This window comes from Pseudoalteromonas sp. PB2-1 (assembly GCF_045040605.1).
In the GTDB taxonomy this organism is placed as follows: Bacteria; Pseudomonadota; Gammaproteobacteria; order Enterobacterales; family Alteromonadaceae; genus Pseudoalteromonas; species Pseudoalteromonas arabiensis.
Genome location: NZ_CP090667.1, coordinates 625,632 through 647,708, shown reverse-complemented (window position 1 = coordinate 647,708; position 22,077 = coordinate 625,632). Strand labels below are relative to the sequence as shown.

Here is a 22,077-nt window from a genome sequence, read left to right as displayed (position 1 = left end):
GTTAAAATACATACAAATTTCAACCAAAAAAATAACTTTAAATAATTGACTAAATTTAATTGCATAAGGCAAGTTTACTGCCTTGAAGTACCAAGACGATACAGGTAACATAGCCGCCTTTTTTCTTCATAGATGAGACATATATGAATTTTTCCTTAGGTCAACGTTGGATCAGTGATACAGAGTCAGATTTAGGATTAGGCACCGTTGTTGCCCTTGAAGGCCGTCAGGTCAGCATTTTATTTCCTGCCAGTGGAGAAAACCGTGTTTACTCTTTAACTGAAGCGCCTGTTACTCGTGTTGCATTCAATCCAGGTGATACTATTCGCAGCGTTGAAGAATGGGAACTTGAAGTTGAGTCTGTTGAAGAACAAGGTGATTTATTGTGCTACCACGGTATTCGTACTGACAACGGTGAGAAAGCACAATTAAAAGAAACCTTTTTAGATCACTTTATCAAATTTAATAAACCACAAGACCGTTTATTTGCCGGTCAAGTAGACCGCTTTGATCGTTACACTCTTCGCTATCAAACTTGGCAACACCAGTTTGAGCGCCAACAATCACCACTTAAGGGGCTTAATTGGTCAGCGTGCCAATCTTATTCCTCACCAGCTGTATATTGCTCAAGAGGTCGGTAAGCGCTTCGCACCCCGTGTATTACTTTCAGATGAAGTTGGCCTTGGTAAAACCATTGAAGCGGGCATGATTTTACATCAGCAAATCATTACAGGTCGCGCAAGCAGAGTGTTAATTGTCGTGCCTGAAAACTTGCAGCATCAGTGGCTTGTTGAAATGCTACGTCGTTTTAACCTACGCTTTTCTATTTTTGATGAAGAACGCTGTGACGAAGCATTTGCAGACTCGCCAAACGTATTTGAAACCGAACAGTTAGTACTTACTAGCCTTGAGTTTTTAAGCAAGAAAAAGCGCTGGTTTGAACAAGCTACACTGGCTGACTGGGACTTACTGGTCGTTGATGAAGCCCATCATCTAAGTATTAATAATGGTAAACCAAGCACTGAATACCAACGTATGGCAGAGTTGAGCCAAGATATTCCGGGGCTTATTCTACTAACAGCAACACCTGACCAACTTGGTCATCGCAGTCACTTTGCGCGCTTGCAATTACTCGATCCTGATCGTTTCTACGACTACGATGCGTTTGTTGAAGAAGAAAGTAACTACAAAGATGTTGCCGAAGCTGCTAACCAACTCCTTGCTGAAAAGGGCTTGGTTGATGCATCACGTAACGCGTTAAAAGCACTCTTAAAAGAAACAGACATCAGCGAATTACTTGCAAGTGCAGAGCAAGGTGATGAAGCTGCCCGTAACGAAATTTTATCTATGCTATTAGACCGTCACGGCACGGGACGTATTTTATTTAGAAATAGCCGTAGCGGCATCGATGGCTACCCTAGCCGTAAACTTCATGCCTACCCTATGGCCATGCCGAAGCAATATAAAACAGCTATCTCCGTTTTGGGCAATATGGGGGGTATTCAAAACGCCGAATTAACCGCATTGCGTGCACTGTTTCCGGAAAAGATTTTCCAAGAGTTTGAAGGTGAAAATGCCAGTTGGGGGGCATTTGATCCACGTGTTGATTGGCTAATCGAGACATTAAAAACACTTAAGCACGAAAAGGTCTTACTTATCTGTGCTAAAGCTGAAACCGCTATTAGCCTTGAACAAATTTTGCGTGAGCGTGAAGCAATCAAAGCGTCTGTTTTCCACGAAGGAATGTCAATCGTTGAGCGTGACCGTGCGGCAGCATTCTTTGCCGATGAGTACGACAGCGCGCAAATTCTACTGTGTTCTGAAATTGGTTCAGAGGGCCGTAACTTCCAGTTCTCGCACCACTTAGTATTATTTGATTTACCTCTTAATCCTGATTTGTTAGAGCAACGTATTGGCCGTCTTGACCGTATTGGTCAAACCCAAGACGTAAATATTCATGTGCCGTATTTCGAAAACACTGCACAAGAAGTTCTATTACGTTGGTACAACGAAGGCCTTGATGCGTTTGAAACAACCTCAACAACAGGCCAAATGCTGTATAAAGAGTTTGGTGAAGAATTACTTGAGTTTGTTGGCTCTCATAATTGTGACGAAGAAGAGCTTGAGCCACTTCTAGAGCAAGTAGCTAAGCAAAATGCTCAGCTGCGTAAACAAATGGAAAGTGGTCGTGACCGCTTATTAGAGCTGCATTCTAGTGGTCAAGGGCGTGCTGAGAGCCTAGTTGCTGATATTGAAGAACTAGATGATCAATTCACGTTGCCAAGCTATATGATTAATGTGTTCGACACCTTCGGCGTAAGCCAAGAAGACAAAGGTGAAAACACCATTATCTTAAAACCAACAGAGCACATGCTAAACCCATCTTTCCCATGTTTGAAAGATGATGGCATTACAGTGACATTTGACCGTAGTACGTCGCTTTCGCAAGAAGACGCGCATTTCATCAGTTGGGATCACCCTATGGTGCAAGGCAGCTTAGATATGATTTGTGATGATGACTTTGGTACAGCGTCTGTTGCACTACTGAAAAACAAAAAGTTACCTGCTGGTACCTTCTTTGTTGAGCTTATTTTCATTGCTGAAGCTATGGCACCTAAAGCACTACAAGTGGGGCGTTTTTTACCGCCTACACCTATTCGTATTTTGCTAGACAAAGGCAGTAATAACTTAGCTGACAATGTCGCCTTTGACGCGTTTAATCAGCAACTATCAGCGGTGGGCCGTCAAACAGCAAGTAAGTTAGCCAGTGCTTTACAAAGCGCTATTCACCCAATGATCACCAGCGCACAAGGCATGGCACAAACCAAGCTTGAGGCACTTCGTGCTGCGTCGTTAGAAAAAATGCAAACGGCACTTGCTGAGGAACAATCGCGCTTAGCCGCTCTTAAGCAAATCAATCCGAATATTCGTGATGAAGAGCTTAACTTTTTTGATAAACAGCGCAGTGAACTGACGACTTATATCGAAAAAGCCCAAGTTAAATTGGATGCCATTCGTTTGATTGTGGTTTCGCACTAAGCTTTAAGCTGACAATCATAAACGCGGTGTGCTTTCACATCGCGCTTTTATGAGCGTGGAGTTACCTTCGAAGCACTGCCATCAACATTTGTGTAACTCTCTCAGCTCCTTTAAAATAGCGCTCTAGAAAATCATCGAGGCTGGCTGTGTTACTCAATTATAATCCCCCAATGACTCCCTACTTAAGCATTGTTTATCAAGACAATGACTTACTTATTGTGAATAAACCAAGCGGCTTACTCACTGTACCAGGGAAAGATCCAAAACACGCCGACTGCCTAATTGCACGGGTTAATCGCGTATTTCCAACAGCAAAAATTGTGCACCGCTTAGATATGGCAACCTCGGGAATTATTTGTTTAGCAATGCACAAAGAAGCGCATCGTAACTTAAGCATGCAATTTCAAGATAGAAAAACCGCTAAACGTTATATTGCACGCGTGTTTGGTAAACTCGAACAACCAACTGGCTCAGTGGATTTACCTCTTATTTGTGATTGGCCTAATCGTCCAAAGCAGATGGTTGACCATGACAATGGCAAACCTTCATTAACTCATTTTAAAGTGCTTGAGCATGAAGACAATGCAACTCGTGTAGAGCTCACTCCAATTACTGGGCGCTCGCATCAATTACGTGTTCATATGCTGTCTTTAGGCCATCCTATTTTAGGGGATAGACTGTACGCCCACCCAGCAGCATTAGCGATGGCGCCAAGACTGCAACTGCATGCAGAAATGCTCAGTTTGGCTCACCCTGTCAGTGGTAAAGAAATGGTTTTTGAAGCCACGCCTGAGTTTTAACAATAATATTGCTAAATATTTAGCATGAGGTGCCGATAGTCTAATTAGACTTCAGTTAGGATATCGGCATGACTTCAAGAGCATTAAATACATTACTTTACGCCACTAGTTTTGCGTTTATAAGCAATGTAAGTGCACTCGACTTCATTCAACCAACACCTTGGTCAAGTATCGTTAGTAACGATATTCAGCGCTTTATTCCTGATGGTGAGGTGCGTACCTTGCTTGCTGGTGATGATGAGTTTATCTGTCTTTATCGTCAATCGATGGCGGCAACTCAACGAGGAGTGGTTTTAATCATTCCAGATTGGCAACACCCGCCGACCAGTAATACTGGCCTAAACTTTCTACGTAAACAGCTTAATGACTTAGGTTATGCCACTTCAGCCATGACGATGCCTGATATAGATTGGCATCCTGCTGACACGGATACACAATCAAACAATACACAAAGTGACACTGCGACAGCATCAACAGAGCCAAAAGAGCAAACTCCTCACTTCGCCTCTGCAACTCCAACAATTAGTGATGCTGTACTCAATGACTATAAGCTCAAACTAATTACTCGCTTTAATGCGCTCTATAATAATGCCTTAGATGAACAAGGCGCTATTATCGTCCTTGCACAAGGTGCCAGCGCAGGGCTATTAATTGAACATTACGCCAGTTTCCCTAATACCAGTGTAAACGCATTTATCAGCCTAAGTGGTTATTTACCAAATGGTGAGCGAAACCAGCACCTTAACGCAACACTATCGACAATCAGCCCACCGCTACTGGATATATTTTACAGTGAGGGTAATCAAGATATCGTACACAGTGCTTATGAGCGAAAGCGCTGGGTAAAACGCCATGCAAAGTACGATTATCGTCAAAGGGAACTGTTTGGCTTACCCACTGAGCCTGAACAACACGAGCGGCTGCTCAAAGAGGTAGACGGCTTTCTACGCCGCCTTTTTTAAGTATTCGTACGCAGCTTGAATATCCTGACTTTTCTTTATTGCGACTTCCATCATATGTTTTGGTAGACCCTGTGACACCAGCTTATCTGGGTGATGCTGCGCCATGAGCTTTCGATACGCAACTTTGATATCACGCGAAGTTGCATCATTGCTTAATCCAAGTAATGCTAAGGCTTGGGCACGGTTCATACCATTATTCGGTGGCACCCGATGACCTTGATGCTCATTATGCGAGCTGCGCTGTTGATTTTGCTGCTCATAAAAGCGTTGTTGCTGCTGACGAAATGCAAACTCTGCTTGATAACGTTTAAGTAAAAATGAAAACTGAGTACGAGATATTCCTAATTGTTTGCTGACCTCTTGCAATAATTGCTTTTCTTGTTCAGCTAAATGACCATCGGAAAACGCCATTTGAATTTGTATTTCTAAAAATAGTTGTAATAAGTCATGGCGGCGTGCGAAACGTTCTTTAAAATCATGAACCGTTTCTTTTAGTGAAAAGTCACTTTCTTTACCACTTCGAAACGCATCTTGTGCTTCGCGACGCTCATCACCTGACAAGTTCATCTCATCCATAAACAAACTTGCGGCACGAATGTGAGTTTCACTTACTCGACCGTTTGATTTAGCAATGTGCCCCATCACAGCAAAACAACTCGAGAAGAACAGTGCTTGGCGTTCGTTAATATCATCGCCTTTAAACAAACCTGAAAAGCCCCCCGCTTTATCAAAGTCTTGCTTTAAGCTGCGATCAAACATATGACCAAGGTATAAACCGAGTAAAGCACCTATGAATTTTCCAAACATAAAGCCAAAACAAAAACCCAGTACTTTTCCCCACATCGTCAATACATCCTCTTAAAAATCTTGAGCAGCTAAGCGCTGATTTAACTCATCGAGCCTAGCTGGTGTGCCAATATCATTCCATTGACCAATATACAACTCAGTTGACACGCGGTGTTCAGCTAATCTTTCACGTAAAATAGGACCTAACGCAAGCACTCCAGCTTCAAGGTCTTTAAAAAAGTCACTATGGTATCGGCTAATTCCAGAAAATGTATACTTCTGACTCTCAGGGCTCATGTGGCTCAACGCGAAGTCTCCTGCAGGGTTATGGCTTGGGTTTTCAACCAGTACGATATGCGCCTCACCAGAGTGCAAATGTAGCTGAGTTAATGAGCTGACATCATAATCAGAAAATACATCACCATTTATCACCACAAATTGCTCCCCTAGCAAAGGAAGAGCGTGGATAATTCCCCCAGCTGTTTCAAGTCCGCCTTCGGGCTCTTGACTGTATTGAATATTCACACCAAAAGCAGCTCCATCACCAAAGTGACTTTTTATTTTATCGCCTTGCCACGCAAGATTAATGACAATATCGACAATACCTGCTTGGCGTAAATTATTAATATGGTGCTCAAGTAATGGCTTATTAGCAACCTTAAGCATTGGCTTTGGTAGCTGCTCGGTCAGTGGCATCATCCGCTTGCCACGTCCTGCAGCTAAAATCATAGCTTTCATTTTATCTCTACCGCTAACCGCTTTTCAGTTAAAGGAATAATGATTGTTTCCATCCATTCACTTAATGTTTCAAGCTCAGGGTATTCTTTACTTACGCTACTAATGTATTTAAGGGTGGGCAGTACATTATTCAAATAACCTGACTTACCATCGCGTAATTTTAAGCGGCAAAATATGCCTGCGGCTTTTAAGTGACGTTGCACACCGGTTAAATCAAACCAGCGCTTAAACGCTGAAAATGGTACGTCATTGATAAGTTGCTGCGCGATAAACTCGTCATACGCATAGTGTAATAAATAGTCGAGCTCTTTTTCTGGTAACTGAAAATAGCAATCTCTTAATAAAGATACGAGATCGTAGCAAACAGGTCCTTGCACTGCGTCTTGATAATCAATAATCGCCCACTGCTGGCCGGTACGCATAATATTACGGCTGTGAAAGTCACGGTGCACTGTTACTTTAGGTTGTTCAAGGGCATTATTTATTAGTAACTCACATACTCGCTGCCACATGCTTTGCTGCTCATCCAGCATCGTGTAACCAATAAACGCATCAACTAACCATTCTTTGAATATGCTTAGTTCAAACTGTAAAAATTCACTATCAAATACTTTCATATGCTGGGCTGGCGGGATTTGAGCCCATTGCGCACTTAATTTTATTAAGTGTTTATAGTGTGAGGTGCGATCATTATCACCAAGTAAATCAGCTAAGTGTGTATTACCTAAGTCACTTAATAAGAAAAACCCTTGCTTCTCGTCTGCTTGAAGAATTTTTGGTAATTTAAAGCCATGCTTAGAAAACACTTTATTAAGTTCAATGTAAGGTGTGTTATCTAATTTATTTGGGTCTGAATCCATGACGATATAGCTATGATCGCCTGTATTTACACGAAAATAGCGGCGAAAACTTGCATCACCAGTAATGGCGGCTAACTGATATTCATCCTCTTTAAAGTGAGGATTTAAAAACTGCTGTAAACTTTTATAACGATTCATTTAGTAAGATATCTATTTTTCACTAAGTCAATTACTGTATTTGCCATTGTTTTCCTTTATTATGTCTAGCTTATATCCAACCAAAGAGCATTAAGGTCATTAAATGAGCAAAACCTGGGGCATAATGATGCTAAGCGTACTTAGCGCACCATCGTTCGCCGAAACTGAACTGACACACAATTTTTGTGGCACTTCAATGCAAACCAGAGCTTGGCAACCGCTCCCAGGCCTTGAACTTAATATGATCGATATCAAATCTGATGATATTGAACTATTGGGCACCCAAAGCGCAGAATTTACCGGCAACGTAGATATTAACACCCTAACGATGAATTTGTCCGCACAAAGTGCACTGATTGACAAACAACGTGGTCTACTTAATGCAACTGGGCCTATCGTCTATCGCGATAAGGTAAGCCAAATTAACAGCTCGGGACTCAATGCTGATTTAAATAACTCAGAGTTAAGCTTACTGGGTGCAGACTATAAGCTCACCGACCAACTTGGTCATGGTGGTGCAGAAAAACTAACGGTTAATCAGTCTGGCCTAAACCTGATGAACGCAAGCTTTACTACCTGCCCTGGTGAAACACCCGTGTGGACAATCGAAGCTGATAAAATTGATCTATCAAGTGATGATGGCTGGGGCGAAACCCATAATACTGTTCTGCGTGTGTTTGATACGCCTGTTTTATACTTACCGTATTTTACGTTCCCGTTAGATGATCGCCGTAAGTCAGGTTTACTCACACCAAACTTCTCAAGCTCAGGCCGTTACGGGATTGAAACCATCACCCCTTATTACTGGAATATCGCACCAAATTATGATGCGACTATTACCCCGCGTTATATGTCTAAACGTGGTTTACAGATGATTGGTGAGTTCCGTTACCTGACTGAACATAACAATGGTTTAGTTGCCGTCGAGTACTTAGATAAAGATGACGAAGAGCCGAATGTTGACTCACGTTATTTATTTCACTGGCAACAACAAAGCTACTTTGGCGAAAATTGGCGTGGTGCAATCGATGTAACTAACGTCAGTGATGATAATTACCTAACAGATTTAAATTCAAGCTATGCAACGCGCACAGATACTCAGCTTTACCGCACAGGTTCTTTGACGCATTTAGGAGAAACGTGGCGCACCAATATCAAATTACAAAGCTTTGAGGTATTGGGAGATCATAAAGATTCATACGCCGCCTTACCACAAATCAGTTTCTCGCAAACTGATGCCTACGATTTTTATGGTGTAGATTTAACCCTTGATGGCGAATTAAGCTATTTCACCAATGATAATGCTGTGATTGATGAAGCAAGCCGTCTTCACATTGAGCCAAAAGCAAGCTTAGGTTATCAAGAATATGCGTGGTCGTTTTTATCTGAGGTCAGTTTACTGCATACAGAATATAATCAGCATGGTGATTTGAGCGGTACTAATTTTGATGAAAAAGTCACGCGTACCCTGCCAAAAGTCCGCTTATACAGCCAACTAAACTTTGAACGTGAAACCGCTTTTTTCTTTAAAGACGGTATACAAACTCTAGAGCCACAGATTCAATATTTGTATACACCCAATAAAGACCAATCAAATATTGGCCTGTACGATACCACTAAATTACAAGACGACTTTTTTGGTTTGTTTCGAGATCGCCGCTTTTCAGGTATCGATCGCATTGCAACAGCGAACCAATTTACACTCGGTGCAACAACCCGTTTATTTAGTAGCGATAATGAAGAAGTCTTTAATTTTAGTGCGGGTCAAATATTCTATTTAAGCGACGAAGCAAAACCAACATCTCAAGGATTAGGCACAGATACCAATTACAATGCCTTGTTTGCAGCGCAAACCATGTTACATTGGCACCGTCGCTGGTATTTGTCTGGTGGTATTCAATATGACACCGACGGTAAAGAAATCATCCAATCTAATGTCACCTTAGATTATAAAGGTGATGATAAACAGCTTGTACAATTGAACCATCGCTATGCAAATGATGTCTCAGGCAATACAATCGAACAAGTTGGTTTATTTACGAGTATTCCACTAACAAGAGATTGGCAATTTGTTGGTAGCTACCACCGCGATTTAGAAAGTGGTCGTAGTATTGAAGTTTTCACCGGTCTTCAGTATGAATCGTGCTGTTGGGCGTTTCAAATTACAGGCCGTCGCCAAATCGAAACGGATTTGAATCAAGCGATAGGCCAAGAACAAGCTACTTTTGATACCAGTATTGGTTTTAATATTGTATTAAAAGGACTTGGAAGTAAAAGCCGTTATGATGCGCAAAAATTATTACAACAAGGTATTTTTGGCTATCGTAGACCGTATTTTCTTAATAACTAGTACCGCAGTACTATTAGCAAGAGTATTAGAAAAAATATGAATTTTAAAAAATTATTTGCATCTGCATTATTAACAGTTGGCCTATGCCAAAGCGTTTTCGCCAAGCCTGTCGAAATTGACAAAGTGGTTGGTGTAGTTAACCAAGGCGTAATCTTACAAAGTGAAGTCGACACGATTATTAATCGTGTTAAAGCGCAAGCAGCAGAACAAGGTCAAGAGCTTCCTTCTGATGACACCCTGCGTATTCAAGCAATTGAGCGTTTAGTAAACCAAGCGCTTATGATGCAACTTGCCGAGCGTATGGGTCTTGAGATTTCTGATTCACAACTTGATCAGACCCTCGAAAACATGGCGCGTGAGCAAGGCGGTAGCATCGCTGATTTACGTCGCACGATAGAAGCGTCAGGTGAAAGTTTCCCTGCGTATCGCGAAGAAATCCGTAAAGAAATAACAACCCAGCAAGTGATGCGTGCCAATGTCGATCGCCGAATTTATATTAGCCCACAAGAAATCGATAACCTTTTAAAAATCATGGAAACTCAGGGTAAAAATGCCGAAGAGTATGACATCGGTCATATCTTGATTGATATCCCAAGTGATGCAACACCTGATGAAATTGCGAGCGCAAAAACTCGCGCAGATAAAGTCATCGAGTTCTTAGAAGATGGTAAAGAGTTCAAACGTATTGCAATTTCATCATCAAGTGGCTCAAAAGCACTTGAAGGTGGTCAACTAGGCTGGATGAGCATCAATGAAATGCCCTCTCTTTTTGCTGAGGCAGTAAAAGGCCATAAAAAAGATGATATTGTTGGCCCACTTCGCTCAGGCGCAGGCTTTCATATTATTAAAGTTCAAGACGTACGTGGACGCCAAGTTGTTGAAACAACAGAAGTACGCTCTCGCCATATTCTTATTAAGCCTTCAATCATCTTAAGTGAAGAGAAAGCCCGTGATATGCTAAAAGGCTTCGCAAAAGAGCTACGTGAAGGCAAAGCTGACTTTGCAGAGCTTGCAAAAGAATACTCTGAAGACCCAGGTTCAGCATTAAAAGGTGGCGAGTACGATTGGACTGACCCTAGTACCTATGTACCTGAGTTTAAAAACACTCTTCTTTCATTAGAAAAAGATGAAATCAGTGAACCATTTAGAACTCAGTTCGGCTGGCACATTGTACAACTTCTGGGCAAACGCGTAGCAGACAAAACAGAACTGGCAAAACGCAACCGTGCTCACCAATTACTGTTTAACCGTAAATTTAAAGAAGAAAGCTTCAACTGGCAGCAAGAAATGCGTGAACAAGCCCATGTTGATATCTTTCCGGCAGAATAAGCGTCATGACAATTAGAGTAGCAATAACCCCAGGTGAGCCTGCCGGCATAGGCCCAGATTTACTAATAAAACTAGCTCAACATCAATGGGATGCTCAACTGGTTGTGATCGCTGATGGCGCGCTATTAAAAGAGCGCGCTAAGCAACTAGGATTATCAATCGACCTGATTAAGTTTGATGAGAATCAAGCACCTACAACGGCTCCTGCAGGGAGTGTTTATTTACATCAAGTTGATCTTGGTGAAGAGGTTGAAGTTGGCGTGTTAAATGATGCCAACGGACAGTATGTCTTAGACACATTACGTATTGCCAGCGAAAAAAACATGGATGGCACCTTTGCTGCTGTAGTCACTGGCCCCGTGCATAAAGGTATTATCAATAAAGCGGGTATCTCATTTAGTGGTCACACTGAGTATTTTGCTCAGCAATCAAACACCGCCGATGTTGTTATGCTATTAGCCACTGAGGGCTTACGTGTTGCGCTTGTTACCACTCATATACCACTGGCTTATGTTTCACGAGCAATTACGGTAGAACGTCTGAGCAAGGTTGCCACAATTTTAAACCATGATTTACAAACCAAGTTTGGAATCGAAAAGCCACGTATCTTAGTATGCGGTTTAAACCCGCATGCAGGTGAAGATGGCCACCTAGGCCGTGAAGAAATCGAAACGATAACACCAACACTTGAGCTTTTAAATAATCAAGGTATGAACTTAATAGGGCCATTACCCGCCGATACCCTTTTCCAAGATAAATATTTATCTCAGGCAGACGCGGTACTCGCAATGTATCACGATCAAGGATTACCTGTGCTAAAATACAAAGGTTTCGGCAATTCAGTTAACATCACCCTTGGATTGCCATTTATTCGCACATCAGTCGATCATGGTACAGCTCTCGATCTCGCTGGAACTGGTACAGCTGATGTGGGTAGTTTTGAATTAGCAATCCGCGAAGCGATTAAGCTCGCCCATGAAAAAGCACAAAATCAATGACAGATAAAGTACATTTAGGACATCGCGCCCGTAAGCGTTTTGGTCAAAACTTTTTAAATGATGACATGATCATCGACAAAATAGTCACGGCTATTGATCCTAAACCTGAAGACAATTTAGTAGAAATCGGCCCAGGCCTAGGGGCTATTACTGAGCCTGTGGCTGAGCTAAGCGGACATTTAACTGTTGTTGAACTAGATAAAGATCTAGCCGAGCGTTTAACCAGTCACCCTTTTTTAGGACCTAAGTTAACTGTGCATCAAGGTGATGCTATGAAGTTCGACTTCAGTGCTTTGATAAAAGCAGATGAAAAGCTAAAAATATTTGGTAACTTGCCATACAACGTCTCAACACCGCTACTCTTTCATCTATTTGAATTTGCAGACAATGTTGAACATATGCACTTCATGCTACAAAAAGAAGTCGTGAAGCGCATGGTAGCAGGCCCTGGTAGCAAAGCATTTGGTCGTTTAAGTGTGATGACCCAGTACTATTGCCACGCGATGCCAGTGATTGATGTTCCGCCAGAGTGCTTTAAGCCTGCGCCTAAAGTTGACTCAGCGGTCATCCGTTTAATCCCTAAAAAGCCTGAGCAACGTAGTGCAAAAAGTACCAAACTATTGAACACGGTCTGTTTAGAAGCATTTAATCAACGCCGTAAAACATTACGTAACAGTTTATCAAACCTACTTACAGCTGAAGAGCTCACAAGTATTGGCATTGATATCACGCTTCGTGCAGAAAGCCTGTCTTTACAACAATTTATTGATATAGCTAATTGGATTTATGACAACAAGCAGTAATCTGGGTTCACCTATAAAAGTCTCTGTGGAGACCTTTTATGTTGAAGGGCAATCAGAACCTGAACAGGATAAATACGTTTTTGCCTACTCTATCACTATTAAAAATCACAGTTTGTGCAGCGCTAAGCTATTGAGCCGTTATTGGTTAATAACGGATGCTAATGGTAAAGAAGTTGAAGTACAGGGCGAAGGAGTTGTTGGTGAAACACCAACCATTGCCCCTGGCGAAAGTTACAAATACACCAGTGGTGCTGTGCTCGATACACCTGTTGGCACAATGCAAGGCTATTATACAATGCGCAATGAATTCGGCACTGAATTTGAAGCCCCCATTGACGTGTTTCGTCTAGCTCGCCCTAATATACTGCATTAAGTAACAATGGCCGACTACGCAATTGGTGATCTACAAGGCTGCTATTTTGAATTTAACAGGCTCCTCGAGCGTGTTAACTTTAATCCTAGCCAAGATCACCTCTACTTAGTCGGTGATATTGTCGCCAGAGGCCCTAATTCTCTTGCTTGCCTTGAACGGCTCTATAACATGCAAGGCAGTGTCAGTATCAGTTTAGGCAATCATGACCTGCACCTCATTGCCTGTCACTATCTAAATAAACCGGCAAACCCAAAAGATAAACTCGACTCGGTTTTTGACAGCCCTAAACGTGCTGACTATATCAAGTTTCTTCAGCATCAACCTCTTGCAATTTGGCTTGCACAGTACGACACTTTTATCAGCCATGCTGGCTTAAATCCAAACTGGTCCATTAAAAAAGCATTAAAGCGCGCTCGCTTTGCAGAAAGTTGCTATCAAGGTAGTGATGCCAATCATTACTTCACTCATATGTACGACCCCCACCCTAATGAGTGGCAATCAACTTTAAGCAACGAAGCCAAGTTTCGCTATATTGTTAACTACTTTACACGTATGCGCTTTGTCGATATTGATGGCAAGCTTGAGTTAAATAATAAAACCAATGTTAGTGACAATAGCTCAATAATACCTTGGTTTGAACACCCAAACATTTCGCAATTAAAACAACACGTTGTTTTTGGCCACTGGGCTGCTCTTGAAGGGAAAACCAATAAAGAAAATGTGCATGGACTTGATACAGGTTGCGTTTGGGGTGGGAGCATGACACTCATGGAACTCGCACAAAAGAAGCATTTTATCGAAAGTTCCCACTCTTTCATCTAAAATAAACTGAAAATTAGCTGAACATCTGTTAGATTTATAACAATTAAAGTAAATTTAAATTAAAGCTAATTAAATTTAAATACTTAACTTATTGGTAACCCTGCCGATAAATTTGGATTAGTACTCTTTTGTGGAATTATTTATGAACTTGACCGTTAGACAGCGTATTTGGGGTGGCTTCATTGTCATTACGTTACTCCTGCTATTTATTGGTGGTAACTCATTGATCAGAATTACCAGTATTGATCAATCAACACAGCGAGTGAACCAACTATCGTTGCCTGCTTTAGACAAAAGTTATGAATTACAGGTCGAGTTCATTTTAATGAGTAAATCTGCTCAAGCGAGCTTTTATTCAGCTTCTCAAGATGAGCTTGCAAGCTTACGCAAAAACTTTAATGAGCAGAAAAAGCGCTACGATAGCTCATATAAAGATTTACAAGATGTTGTTAGTAACGATCCTGAACTTAAGCAAAGCAGCCAGCAAGTTGAGCAAACATACAAACGCTTTGTTAAATCTGTCGATAACTTATTTGCCGATAAGAAAACCCAATTAGAACTTAACAAAACCCTTCGCACTCAATTAGAAGAGATTGAGATCAGTGCTGAAGACGCCAACTCAGTCGTGCTTGATATTATTGACATCGATGGACTTGAAGAAAACAACTCACGCGCTTATCAAGCAGCCAATAGCATGGAAAATAATTTTCAGTCTGTGGTAACAAATAGTACCGACATGCTAACGGTTAAAACCCACAACACCCTCGATATCATAAAAAATGAGCAAACATACTACCTTGAAGAAGTTGAGCGTAGTTTAGGTTTAATCCGCCCTGCTATTATTGATAGCAATGCGGGTTTATTTAATGATCTGAACGGCTACTACGAAGCACTGGCTAAAAATGTAAAAGGAAATAACAGCTTATCTGCAAATAAAAAGCGTTTGATTGATGCTATTGCACAAACTCAGGCTGAGCTGGCAAATGCAGAAAAATCGACGGCAGAAGCCCTAAAGCAACTTAAAGAGCTTGTAGATCAATCGACAGTGCTTGCTTTCGACTTACAGCAAGATGTAAGTGGCAATGTATCTACAGCAACTATTTGGACTTGGATTGCCATGGTTATCGCAACTTTACTTGCCATTGCTGTTGCAGCGATTACCGTTAGTCGTATCACTAAACCACTTGCTGAGGTAAACCGAGTACTCGATATTGTTGCAAGTGGCGATATGACCCAACGTTTAGATGACACTGCCAAAGATGAGTTTGGTGAGTTATCGCGAAGCTGTAATACACTAATCGAAAGCTTGCGTACGCTTATTCAAGGCATTATCTCTCGTTCAACTCAGCTTGCTGCGGCATCTGAAGAGACTTCAGCAATCACTGAAGAATCTAGCCAAGCCATCCGTAACCAACAAGCTCAGGTTGAACAGGCAGCCACCGCAACCACTGAAATGAGCAGCACCTCACAAGCTGTAAGCAGCAGTGCACAGCAGGCGTTGAGTGAAATTAAAAACGCAGATAAAGAAGCGGATCGTGTTAAAGGTATCTCATCGCAAAACAAAGCAACTATTGAACAGCTTGCTCGTGAGGTGGATGATGCATCGCAAGTTATCAATAAGCTTCATAAAGACAGCGCGTCGATTGGCGGTATCTTAGATGTAATTCGTGGTATTGCAGAACAAACTAACCTGCTTGCACTGAATGCCGCTATTGAAGCAGCACGTGCTGGTGAACAAGGTCGAGGCTTTGCGGTTGTAGCAGACGAAGTACGCTCTCTAGCAAGTAAAACACAAGAGTCTACGCAAGAGATTCAAGCTATGATTGAATCGCTTCAGGTTGGCGCTGAAGCTGCTGTATCGGCTATGTCGAAAGGTAAGCAACAAGCTGAATCATGTGTTGAGCAATCAGATCAGGCCAATACAGCTCTTGATTCAATCACTGCAGCCGTTGCACAAGCACATAATGTCAGTGAGGAAATATCGACAGCGGCACACGAGCAACAGCAAGTATCACAAGAAATTAGCGAACGCTTAGAGTCAATCGTTGCAATCGCAGAGCAAACAGCAGAAGGGGCTAACCAGACCAACATCTCAAGCTCTGAAGTCGCTAAGCTTGCCGAGGAGCTTCGCTTATCTGTTGACGCGTTTAAAGTGTAGATTGCGACTGACAATTTAGATTACTAAAAACCGTGTTTGCCATAGCAAATACGGTTTTTTTATAAGTAAAATCAGGAATATTTGATAAATGTCTCGCGAACAGCAATGATACCAATTCGCTTAATTAAGTGGTCTGTTTTGAGGCAATAAAACCTCATTGATAACAAGGCAAAATTTCGTTATTAAGTTGTTTTCGGCAATTGCTCCTGCATTGCTCTACCTTCTGCATCCATGCCGTGTCGTAAATAAGAACTTTTTAACGCAGGTAGCGCAGGTTTAATCCCTCAAAATGATTGAGTATCATTGCGGATTGATATCACTCAGGCACAAAAAAACCGCAACATGTGCGGTTTTTCAAACGCTTGCTTTTAAGACTTTTGGAATTAAAGTCCTGCGCGCTCTTTAATAACTGCAATAAGAGGCGAGCCACTATGATTAGATTCAGCCCAAGCAAGGTCTGCACCGTCTTCTAAAGAGCTTTTAGAAAGGTTTTTAACAATGTATTCGCCGGTATCATTTGCACCGCTTTCAATCGCGTGGCGAAGCATATTGTTACCATTACACTTTACAGAATCAATGATGTTACGAATTTTAATACGTGAACTTTTTAATTTACCACGTAAACGGCTTTTGTCGTCCGCAGCAATATACTCACAAATAGAAACAGCTAGTTGATCATTAGCTTTAACGGGTGCAGTGTACGCAACTGAAGCCGAAACAACCGCCGCAGCTAGTAACATATTTGGTAGCTTTATCATATTTTGCCCTTATGTAATACTTTTTACTTACCAAGATTGACTATTATTGTACCAATCAATCTGATTCATCGCAATAATGTTACGAATTTTTATACAAGGTAACAAAGGTATATGAATAAGGATTTTTGTTATCTGGTTGCTTCTGCTCTTGCTCTACAATTGTCCAATCAGCAACATTTTCGTAATCTGGGAACTGTGTATCCCCTTCTACATCTAAATCGATGAAGGTTAAATATAGGCGTTCAGCCTGAGCAAGAAATTGCTGATAGATGTTTCCACCACCAATGATCATCACTTCATCTTCTTCTTTTACAAGGGCTAGCGCCGCTTCTGGCGAAGTCACAACCTCAATGCCTTCAGCTTTATATTGTGCATTACGGCTAATAATAATATTTTGACGCCCTGGTAAAGGTCGGCCAATAGATTCAAATGTTTTACGGCCCATAATAACAGGTTTAGCCATTGTTACTTGCTTAAAGTGTTGTAAGTCAGCAGGTAAATGCCATGGCATTTGATTATCTTGGCCAATAATACGGTTATTTGCCATTGCAGCAATCATTGAAATTTTCACATTAAATCCTAATACTTTTTTCCTAACAACAAAAAAGGAGCAAAAGCTCCTTTTTTATTTAAAATTTTAACGTTCGTAAATGACTTCAACGTCGTAGTCATCTTCGTCCCAATCATCCCAATCGTCATCATCTTTCGATGTTGCTTTTTGATGATAAGTATCCCACTTAAATTCAACTTTTTCTTTTTCTTCTTCAGCAAACTTCTCTTTTGGCATGCTATCCAATAGCGCCATAATGTCATGGCACAAGGCTTGCGTATTTTGCTTATTTGCTGCTGAAATTTGATACACGTTTGTCTCTTCGCCTATCTCCTCAGCAATTTGCTTACATAAAGCCTCAGCCTCATCTTCTGGTAGTAGATCAATCTTATTAAATACTAACCAGCGAGGTTTCTCAGCAAGCTTAGGGCTGTATTGGTGTAGCTCATTAATGATAGCAAAGGCATTATCGACAGGGTTCGAACCATCAATAGGCATCACATCAATAATATGTAAAAGTACGCGACAACGCTCTAGATGCTTTAAGAAACGAATGCCTAAACCTGCACCGTCTGATGCGCCTTCAATTAAGCCTGGGATATCAGCAATAACGAATGACTTATTAGCATCAGGACGAACCACGCCTAAGTTTGGTACCAATGTAGTAAACGGATAATCAGCCACTTTCGGTTTGGCTGCAGATACGCTGCGAATGAACGTTGACTTGCCTGCATTTGGTAAACCCAGTAAACCAACATCTGCAAGTAACATTAGCTCTAAACGTAAACTACGAACCTCACCTGGTGTGCCCAATGTTTTCTGACGAGGAGCACGGTTTGTGCTCGATTTAAAGCGTGCATTCCCTAAGCCATGGAAACCACCTTTAGCAACAACCGTTTTTTGACCGTGTTGAGTAAGGTCACCTAGTGACTCTTCAGTATCAACATCCGTAATACGTGTGCCAACCGGCACCTTTAACACAAGGTCTGCACCTTTTTTACCCGTCATATTACGGCTTTGACCATTTGTGCCACGCTCTGCTTTATGAAAACGCTCAAATTGATAATCAATAAGTGTGTTTAAGTTTTCATCAGCTTGTAGATAGACACTGCCACCATCGCCGCCATCACCGCCGTCAGGACCGCCATCCGGCACATATTTTTCACGTCGGAAAGATACGACACCGCTGCCGCCATCACCCGCGTCACAACGAATTTCTACTTCATCTACAAACTTCATGATTACTCACTTTAAGATTGGCTTATTAATAACTCTATTATACACCTAATTATATAGCTAAGCATCTTCGTACAGTGCCGAAGATGCTTAGCTATATAATCGAGTGCCTTAAAACAAAAAACCCCGCAAAGGCGGGGTTTTTCAAATATCGAGATGATTACTCAGCTACGATATTTACGTATTTACGGTTTAAAGGACCTTTCTGTTCGAATTGAACTTTACCATCTGCTTTTGCGAAGATAGTGTGGTCTTTACCGATACCTACGTTAGCGCCAGCGTGGAAACGAGTACCACGTTGACGAACAATGATGCTGCCCGCTAGAACTGATTCGCCACCAAAACGCTTAACACCTAGGCGTTTGCTTTCTGAATCGCGACCGTTACGAGTACTACCAGCTGCTTTTTTATGTGCCATTTCTCAGTACCTCTAAATTAAGCGCTAATGCCAGTGATTTTAACTTCAGTGAACCATTGACGATGGCCCATTTGCTTTCGAGAATGCTTACGACGTCTAAATTTAACAATCTTCACTTTCTCACCGCGACCGTGTGAAACAACCTCAGCTGTCACTTTACCACCGTTTACGAACGGTACACCGATCTCGATTTTCTCACCATCAGCAACTAAAAGTACTGAATCAAATTCAACTGCTGCACCAGTTTCAACGTCTAATTTCTCAAGACGAATTGTTTGACCTTCAGTCACACGGTGCTGTTTACCACCACTTTGGAAAACCGCGTACATAATTAACTCCGTCTGTGCGCCCTCAAATCGACGCAACTAAAATATTCTTCAATAGGGCGCGAAGTTTACGCTAATGCGCAAAAACTAGCAAGCCTCTTTTTCGATAAAATGAATAAAAAATAGCTGCATTGAGAGCAATTCAATATTTTCCCTTATTTTATCCTAAAAACGCCTCTTGCCAAGCGCTTTTTACGATCTTGTGACAATTAAATTTCAGTCACAAAACCGAGTCACCGAGGTAGTAATACCGATTACTTATTAAACAAGGTGATAAACTTAACTCGACAAATTTAGCTCTAAATAAAAAACTTTAAGGTGTTTTTTTGGTGAATCGTCACAAAATATCGAGCAAGTGCGATTTTTGATGTACAATCAGCCCCGTATACCCATAAAAATCGGCTCGGAGATCAATGGATATAAAAGCTATCCAGACGTTAATCGAAAGTGAAATGAATGACGTCAATCAACTTATACACGCCCAAATGCGCTCAGATGTCGCATTGGTAAACCAACTTGGCTTATATATAGTAAACAGCGGCGGCAAACGTGTACGCCCTATGTTAGCTATTTTAGCGGCAAAAGCATTAGGCTATGAGGGTAAAGATCACATTACGCTTGCCACCATCATAGAGTTTATTCATACCGCAACCTTACTACATGATGATGTAGTAGATGAGTCTAACCTACGCCGAGGAACACCCACGGCTAATGCCGAGTTTGGTAATGCAGCGAGCGTATTAGTAGGCGACTTTATCTATACTCGTTCATTCCAGTTAATGGTTGGGCTAGGTAAAATGCCTATTATGCAAACACTTGCAGATGCAACGAATGTCATCGCAGAAGGTGAAGTCTTACAATTAATGAACTGTAATGACCCTGACACCACAGAACAAAGCTATATGCAGGTTATTTATAGTAAAACTGCCAAATTATTTGAGGCAGCGACCGGTTTAGCCGCCATTATCACTGAGCAAGATCAACAAACCCTTGATGCCTTAAACTTATACGGCATGCATTTAGGCACCGCCTTCCAGCTTGTTGATGATGTGCTTGATTACAATGCTGATGCCACGCAACTTGGTAAGAATATTGGTGATGATTTAGCTGAAGGTAAACCTACCCTACCGCTAATCTACGCAATGCAAAAAGGCACACCAGAGCAAGTTAAGCTAGTACGCGAAGCCATTGAGCTTGGTAATGGTATGGACCACTTAGAGAGCATTCTAACGGCATTAGCTGATACTAAAGCCCTTGAGTTTGCGATGCAAAAAGCAGAACAAGAAGCCGACAAAGCGATTGCTTGTATTGCTTTTTTACCAGATACACCGTACAAGCAAGCACTTGAGAGTTTAGCCCGCATCGCCGTTGCGCGGGATCATTAAACCCAATTTATTCGAGCCACAAAAAAGCCTGCAATTGCAGGCTTTTTTATTATTGAGGACATCGACTAGAGAATACCCCCATTTTCATCTGGGTATTAGCCGTTGATGAAATCAACACCTTCTTGGATGTCTTTGTTAAGTGTCGCTAACATATCGTTTTTAGCTTGCTCTTCGAATGCACTTAATTCACCGTAAGAAAGGATTTCTTCAACACCGTTTTTACCTAAACGTACTGGGTGTGCGAAGTATGCCGCGTCACCGTTCTCAACTGCAACGTATGCGTAATCAACAACGTCTTCACCTTGTAAGCCTTTAACTAAAGACATACAAAAACGCGCTGCGGCTGCACCCATTGAAAGCGTCGCTGAACCGCCACCCGCTTTAGCGTTAACAACTTCAGTACCTGCATTTTGGATACGTGGTGTTAATGCTGCAACTTCTTCGTCAGTGAAAGTAACACCTTCAACTTGAGAAAGAAGAGGAAGAATAGTCGTACCTGAGTGACCACCGATCACTGGAACTTTAACGTCTGTAGCGCTTAAACCTTTAAGTTCAGCAACAAATGCTTCTGAACGGATCACGTCAAGTGTTGTGATACCGAATACACGATTCGCATCGTAAGTGCCCGCTTTTTTGAATACTTCAGCAACGATTGGCACAGTGCCGTTAACTGGGTTAGTGATGATACCTACTAACGCTTTAGGGCAGTTTCTTACGATGCCTTCAGCTAATGTTTTGATGATACCTGCGTTTACGTTGAAAAGGTCCGCACGGTCCATACCCGGCTTACGTGGCATACCCGCTGGGATAAGAACGATATCACAACCAGCTAATGCTGCATCTAGGTCGTCAGCACCAAAGCCTTCAACTTTAACGTCTGTTGGGATGTGAGAAAGATCAACCGCTACACCAGGAACAACAGGGGCAACATCGTATAACGATAATTCAGAACCTGCAGGTAAACTTGTTTTTAATAATAAAGACAATGCTTGGCCGATACCGCCAGCTGCGCCTAAAACAGCAACTTTCATTGGAATTCTCCGTAATTTGAGGTAGGAAATACTTGTGGCCCTAAAGATAATGAAATTAGCGACTAAAAACAAATTTATCCTGCTTATTTCGCATATAATTTCGACCATAGTTGTAAACTATGTTGTAAAGTGCCTTCATTTAGCCGACAAATTCAAACAAATACTGCATAAGTATGCATAATTGTGTAGAATTACTTCACATTTTATGAATAAAGAT

General features: G+C 41.6%; 19 protein-coding genes and 1 pseudogene. 11 read left to right on the top strand and 9 right to left on the bottom strand.

Annotation, left to right across the window (positions count from 1 at the left end):
* Positions 1–143: 143 nt before the first annotated feature.
* From rapA to L0Z67_RS03040, 3 genes and pseudogenes are all read left to right on the top strand, one after another.
* Positions 144–3,039: pseudogene (gene rapA / locus L0Z67_RS03050) on the top strand (RNA polymerase-associated protein RapA).
* 146 nt (positions 3,040–3,185) lie between these two features.
* Complete coding sequence (rluA, locus tag L0Z67_RS03045) at positions 3,186–3,839, top strand: bifunctional tRNA pseudouridine(32) synthase/23S rRNA pseudouridine(746) synthase RluA (RefSeq protein ID WP_237114824.1); 654 nt, start codon at positions 3,186–3,188, stop codon at positions 3,837–3,839.
* Positions 3,840–3,907: 68 nt separating this feature from the next.
* Positions 3,908–4,801 (top strand): DUF3530 family protein, encoded by an 894-nt coding sequence (locus L0Z67_RS03040; protein WP_083515343.1) that lies wholly within the window; start codon positions 3,908–3,910, stop codon positions 4,799–4,801.
* Here L0Z67_RS03040 and djlA read toward each other — a convergent pair.
* The 3 genes from djlA to L0Z67_RS03025 are packed head-to-tail and all read right to left on the bottom strand — an operon-like array spanning position 4,784 to position 7,323.
* On the bottom strand, positions 4,784–5,644 hold the full coding sequence (djlA, locus tag L0Z67_RS03035; RefSeq protein WP_237128167.1) for a co-chaperone DjlA: 861 nt from the start codon (positions 5,642–5,644) through the stop codon (positions 4,784–4,786). The genes L0Z67_RS03040 and djlA overlap by 18 nt on opposite strands.
* Before the next feature lie 15 nt (positions 5,645–5,659).
* Positions 5,660–6,325 carry an N-acetylmuramate alpha-1-phosphate uridylyltransferase MurU gene (murU, locus tag L0Z67_RS03030; protein WP_062570092.1) on the bottom strand — a complete coding sequence of 222 codons (666 nt, stop codon included), beginning with the start codon at positions 6,323–6,325 and terminating at the stop codon, positions 5,660–5,662.
* The gene (locus L0Z67_RS03025; RefSeq protein WP_062570091.1) at positions 6,322–7,323 is read right to left on the bottom strand and encodes an aminoglycoside phosphotransferase family protein; all 1,002 of its coding nucleotides are present in this window, start codon (positions 7,321–7,323) and stop codon (positions 6,322–6,324) included. Before L0Z67_RS03025 ends, murU begins: the two co-directional genes overlap by 4 nt.
* Positions 7,324–7,426: 103 nt before the next feature.
* On the opposite strand from L0Z67_RS03025, the gene lptD reads away from it, so the two are divergent.
* The 7 genes from lptD (at position 7,427) to L0Z67_RS02990 (ending at position 16,156) form a co-directional block, all read left to right on the top strand.
* Complete coding sequence (lptD, locus tag L0Z67_RS03020; RefSeq protein WP_130150733.1) at positions 7,427–9,673, top strand: LPS assembly protein LptD; 2,247 nt, start codon at positions 7,427–7,429, stop codon at positions 9,671–9,673.
* A gap of 36 nt (positions 9,674–9,709) precedes the next feature.
* Positions 9,710–11,002: a peptidylprolyl isomerase SurA gene (surA, locus tag L0Z67_RS03015; RefSeq protein ID WP_062570089.1), complete on the top strand. Its 1,293-nt coding sequence runs from the start codon at positions 9,710–9,712 to the stop codon at positions 11,000–11,002.
* A gap of 5 nt (positions 11,003–11,007) precedes the next feature.
* Positions 11,008–12,000 (top strand): 4-hydroxythreonine-4-phosphate dehydrogenase PdxA, encoded by a 993-nt coding sequence (pdxA, locus tag L0Z67_RS03010; protein WP_062570088.1) that lies wholly within the window; start codon positions 11,008–11,010, stop codon positions 11,998–12,000.
* Positions 11,997–12,803 carry a 16S rRNA (adenine(1518)-N(6)/adenine(1519)-N(6))-dimethyltransferase RsmA gene (gene rsmA, locus L0Z67_RS03005; RefSeq protein ID WP_062570087.1) on the top strand — a complete coding sequence of 269 codons (807 nt, stop codon included), beginning with the start codon at positions 11,997–11,999 and terminating at the stop codon, positions 12,801–12,803. Before pdxA ends, rsmA begins: the two co-directional genes overlap by 4 nt.
* Entirely contained in the window at positions 12,787–13,176 is a 390-nt protein-coding gene (gene apaG, locus L0Z67_RS03000) for a Co2+/Mg2+ efflux protein ApaG (RefSeq protein WP_036965974.1), read from the top strand. The genes rsmA and apaG overlap by 17 nt, the downstream gene beginning before the upstream one ends.
* Before the next feature lie 6 nt (positions 13,177–13,182).
* Positions 13,183–13,998: a symmetrical bis(5'-nucleosyl)-tetraphosphatase gene (locus L0Z67_RS02995; RefSeq protein WP_193988332.1), complete on the top strand. Its 816-nt coding sequence runs from the start codon at positions 13,183–13,185 to the stop codon at positions 13,996–13,998.
* A 142-nt stretch (positions 13,999–14,140) separates the two neighbouring features.
* Complete coding sequence (locus L0Z67_RS02990) at positions 14,141–16,156, top strand: methyl-accepting chemotaxis protein (protein ID WP_062570085.1); 2,016 nt, start codon at positions 14,141–14,143, stop codon at positions 16,154–16,156.
* A 383-nt stretch (positions 16,157–16,539) separates the two neighbouring features.
* Here the strand turns inward: L0Z67_RS02990 and L0Z67_RS02985 are convergent, their stop codons facing one another.
* The 5 genes from L0Z67_RS02985 to rplU form a co-directional block, all read right to left on the bottom strand.
* On the bottom strand, positions 16,540–16,914 hold the full coding sequence (locus L0Z67_RS02985; RefSeq protein WP_062570084.1) for a DUF3718 domain-containing protein: 375 nt from the start codon (positions 16,912–16,914) through the stop codon (positions 16,540–16,542).
* A 79-nt stretch (positions 16,915–16,993) separates the two neighbouring features.
* Positions 16,994–17,473, bottom strand: coding sequence for a type 3 dihydrofolate reductase (folA, locus tag L0Z67_RS02980; RefSeq protein WP_083515346.1), 480 nt, complete (start codon positions 17,471–17,473; stop codon positions 16,994–16,996).
* A gap of 78 nt (positions 17,474–17,551) precedes the next feature.
* Complete coding sequence (cgtA, locus tag L0Z67_RS02975; RefSeq protein ID WP_405128442.1) at positions 17,552–18,703, bottom strand: Obg family GTPase CgtA; 1,152 nt, start codon at positions 18,701–18,703, stop codon at positions 17,552–17,554.
* A 157-nt stretch (positions 18,704–18,860) separates the two neighbouring features.
* Positions 18,861–19,118 (bottom strand): 50S ribosomal protein L27, encoded by a 258-nt coding sequence (gene rpmA, locus L0Z67_RS02970; protein ID WP_054551015.1) that lies wholly within the window; start codon positions 19,116–19,118, stop codon positions 18,861–18,863.
* Positions 19,119–19,135: 17 nt separating this feature from the next.
* Positions 19,136–19,447 carry a 50S ribosomal protein L21 gene (rplU, locus tag L0Z67_RS02965; protein ID WP_036965957.1) on the bottom strand — a complete coding sequence of 104 codons (312 nt, stop codon included), beginning with the start codon at positions 19,445–19,447 and terminating at the stop codon, positions 19,136–19,138.
* Positions 19,448–19,857: 410 nt separating this feature from the next.
* Between rplU and ispB the strand changes: the two genes are divergently transcribed.
* Positions 19,858–20,829 carry an octaprenyl diphosphate synthase gene (gene ispB, locus L0Z67_RS02960; RefSeq protein WP_237114817.1) on the top strand — a complete coding sequence of 324 codons (972 nt, stop codon included), beginning with the start codon at positions 19,858–19,860 and terminating at the stop codon, positions 20,827–20,829.
* 95 nt (positions 20,830–20,924) lie between these two features.
* Here the strand turns inward: ispB and mdh are convergent, their stop codons facing one another.
* The gene (gene mdh, locus L0Z67_RS02955) at positions 20,925–21,860 is read right to left on the bottom strand and encodes a malate dehydrogenase (protein WP_062570080.1); all 936 of its coding nucleotides are present in this window, start codon (positions 21,858–21,860) and stop codon (positions 20,925–20,927) included.
* Positions 21,861–22,077 lie beyond the last annotated feature (217 nt).

What these genes read in the sequence shown, in the direction of transcription:
- lptD (WP_130150733.1), top strand. Translation starts at nt 7,427, where the DNA reads ATGAGCAAAACCTGGGGCATAATGATGCTAAGCGTACTTAGCGCACCA.
- apaG (WP_036965974.1), top strand. Translation starts at nt 12,787, where the DNA reads ATGACAACAAGCAGTAATCTGGGTTCACCTATAAAAGTCTCTGTGGAG.
- rsmA (WP_062570087.1), top strand. Translation starts at nt 11,997, where the DNA reads ATGACAGATAAAGTACATTTAGGACATCGCGCCCGTAAGCGTTTTGGT.
- pdxA (WP_062570088.1), top strand. Translation starts at nt 11,008, where the DNA reads ATGACAATTAGAGTAGCAATAACCCCAGGTGAGCCTGCCGGCATAGGC.
- djlA (WP_237128167.1), bottom strand. Translation starts at nt 5,644, where the DNA reads ATGTGGGGAAAAGTACTGGGTTTTTGTTTTGGCTTTATGTTTGGAAAA.
- ispB (WP_237114817.1), top strand. Translation starts at nt 19,858, where the DNA reads ATGGATATAAAAGCTATCCAGACGTTAATCGAAAGTGAAATGAATGAC.
- folA (WP_083515346.1), bottom strand. Translation starts at nt 17,473, where the DNA reads ATGATTGCTGCAATGGCAAATAACCGTATTATTGGCCAAGATAATCAA.
- L0Z67_RS03040 (WP_083515343.1), top strand. Translation starts at nt 3,908, where the DNA reads ATGACTTCAAGAGCATTAAATACATTACTTTACGCCACTAGTTTTGCG.
- murU (WP_062570092.1), bottom strand. Translation starts at nt 6,325, where the DNA reads ATGAAAGCTATGATTTTAGCTGCAGGACGTGGCAAGCGGATGATGCCA.
- rpmA (WP_054551015.1), bottom strand. Translation starts at nt 19,118, where the DNA reads ATGGCACATAAAAAAGCAGCTGGTAGTACTCGTAACGGTCGCGATTCA.
- L0Z67_RS02990 (WP_062570085.1), top strand. Translation starts at nt 14,141, where the DNA reads ATGAACTTGACCGTTAGACAGCGTATTTGGGGTGGCTTCATTGTCATT.
- cgtA (WP_405128442.1), bottom strand. Translation starts at nt 18,703, where the DNA reads ATGAAGTTTGTAGATGAAGTAGAAATTCGTTGTGACGCGGGTGATGGC.
- L0Z67_RS02985 (WP_062570084.1), bottom strand. Translation starts at nt 16,914, where the DNA reads ATGATAAAGCTACCAAATATGTTACTAGCTGCGGCGGTTGTTTCGGCT.
- surA (WP_062570089.1), top strand. Translation starts at nt 9,710, where the DNA reads ATGAATTTTAAAAAATTATTTGCATCTGCATTATTAACAGTTGGCCTA.
- L0Z67_RS03025 (WP_062570091.1), bottom strand. Translation starts at nt 7,323, where the DNA reads ATGAATCGTTATAAAAGTTTACAGCAGTTTTTAAATCCTCACTTTAAA.
- rplU (WP_036965957.1), bottom strand. Translation starts at nt 19,447, where the DNA reads ATGTACGCGGTTTTCCAAAGTGGTGGTAAACAGCACCGTGTGACTGAA.
- mdh (WP_062570080.1), bottom strand. Translation starts at nt 21,860, where the DNA reads ATGAAAGTTGCTGTTTTAGGCGCAGCTGGCGGTATCGGCCAAGCATTG.
- L0Z67_RS02995 (WP_193988332.1), top strand. Translation starts at nt 13,183, where the DNA reads ATGGCCGACTACGCAATTGGTGATCTACAAGGCTGCTATTTTGAATTT.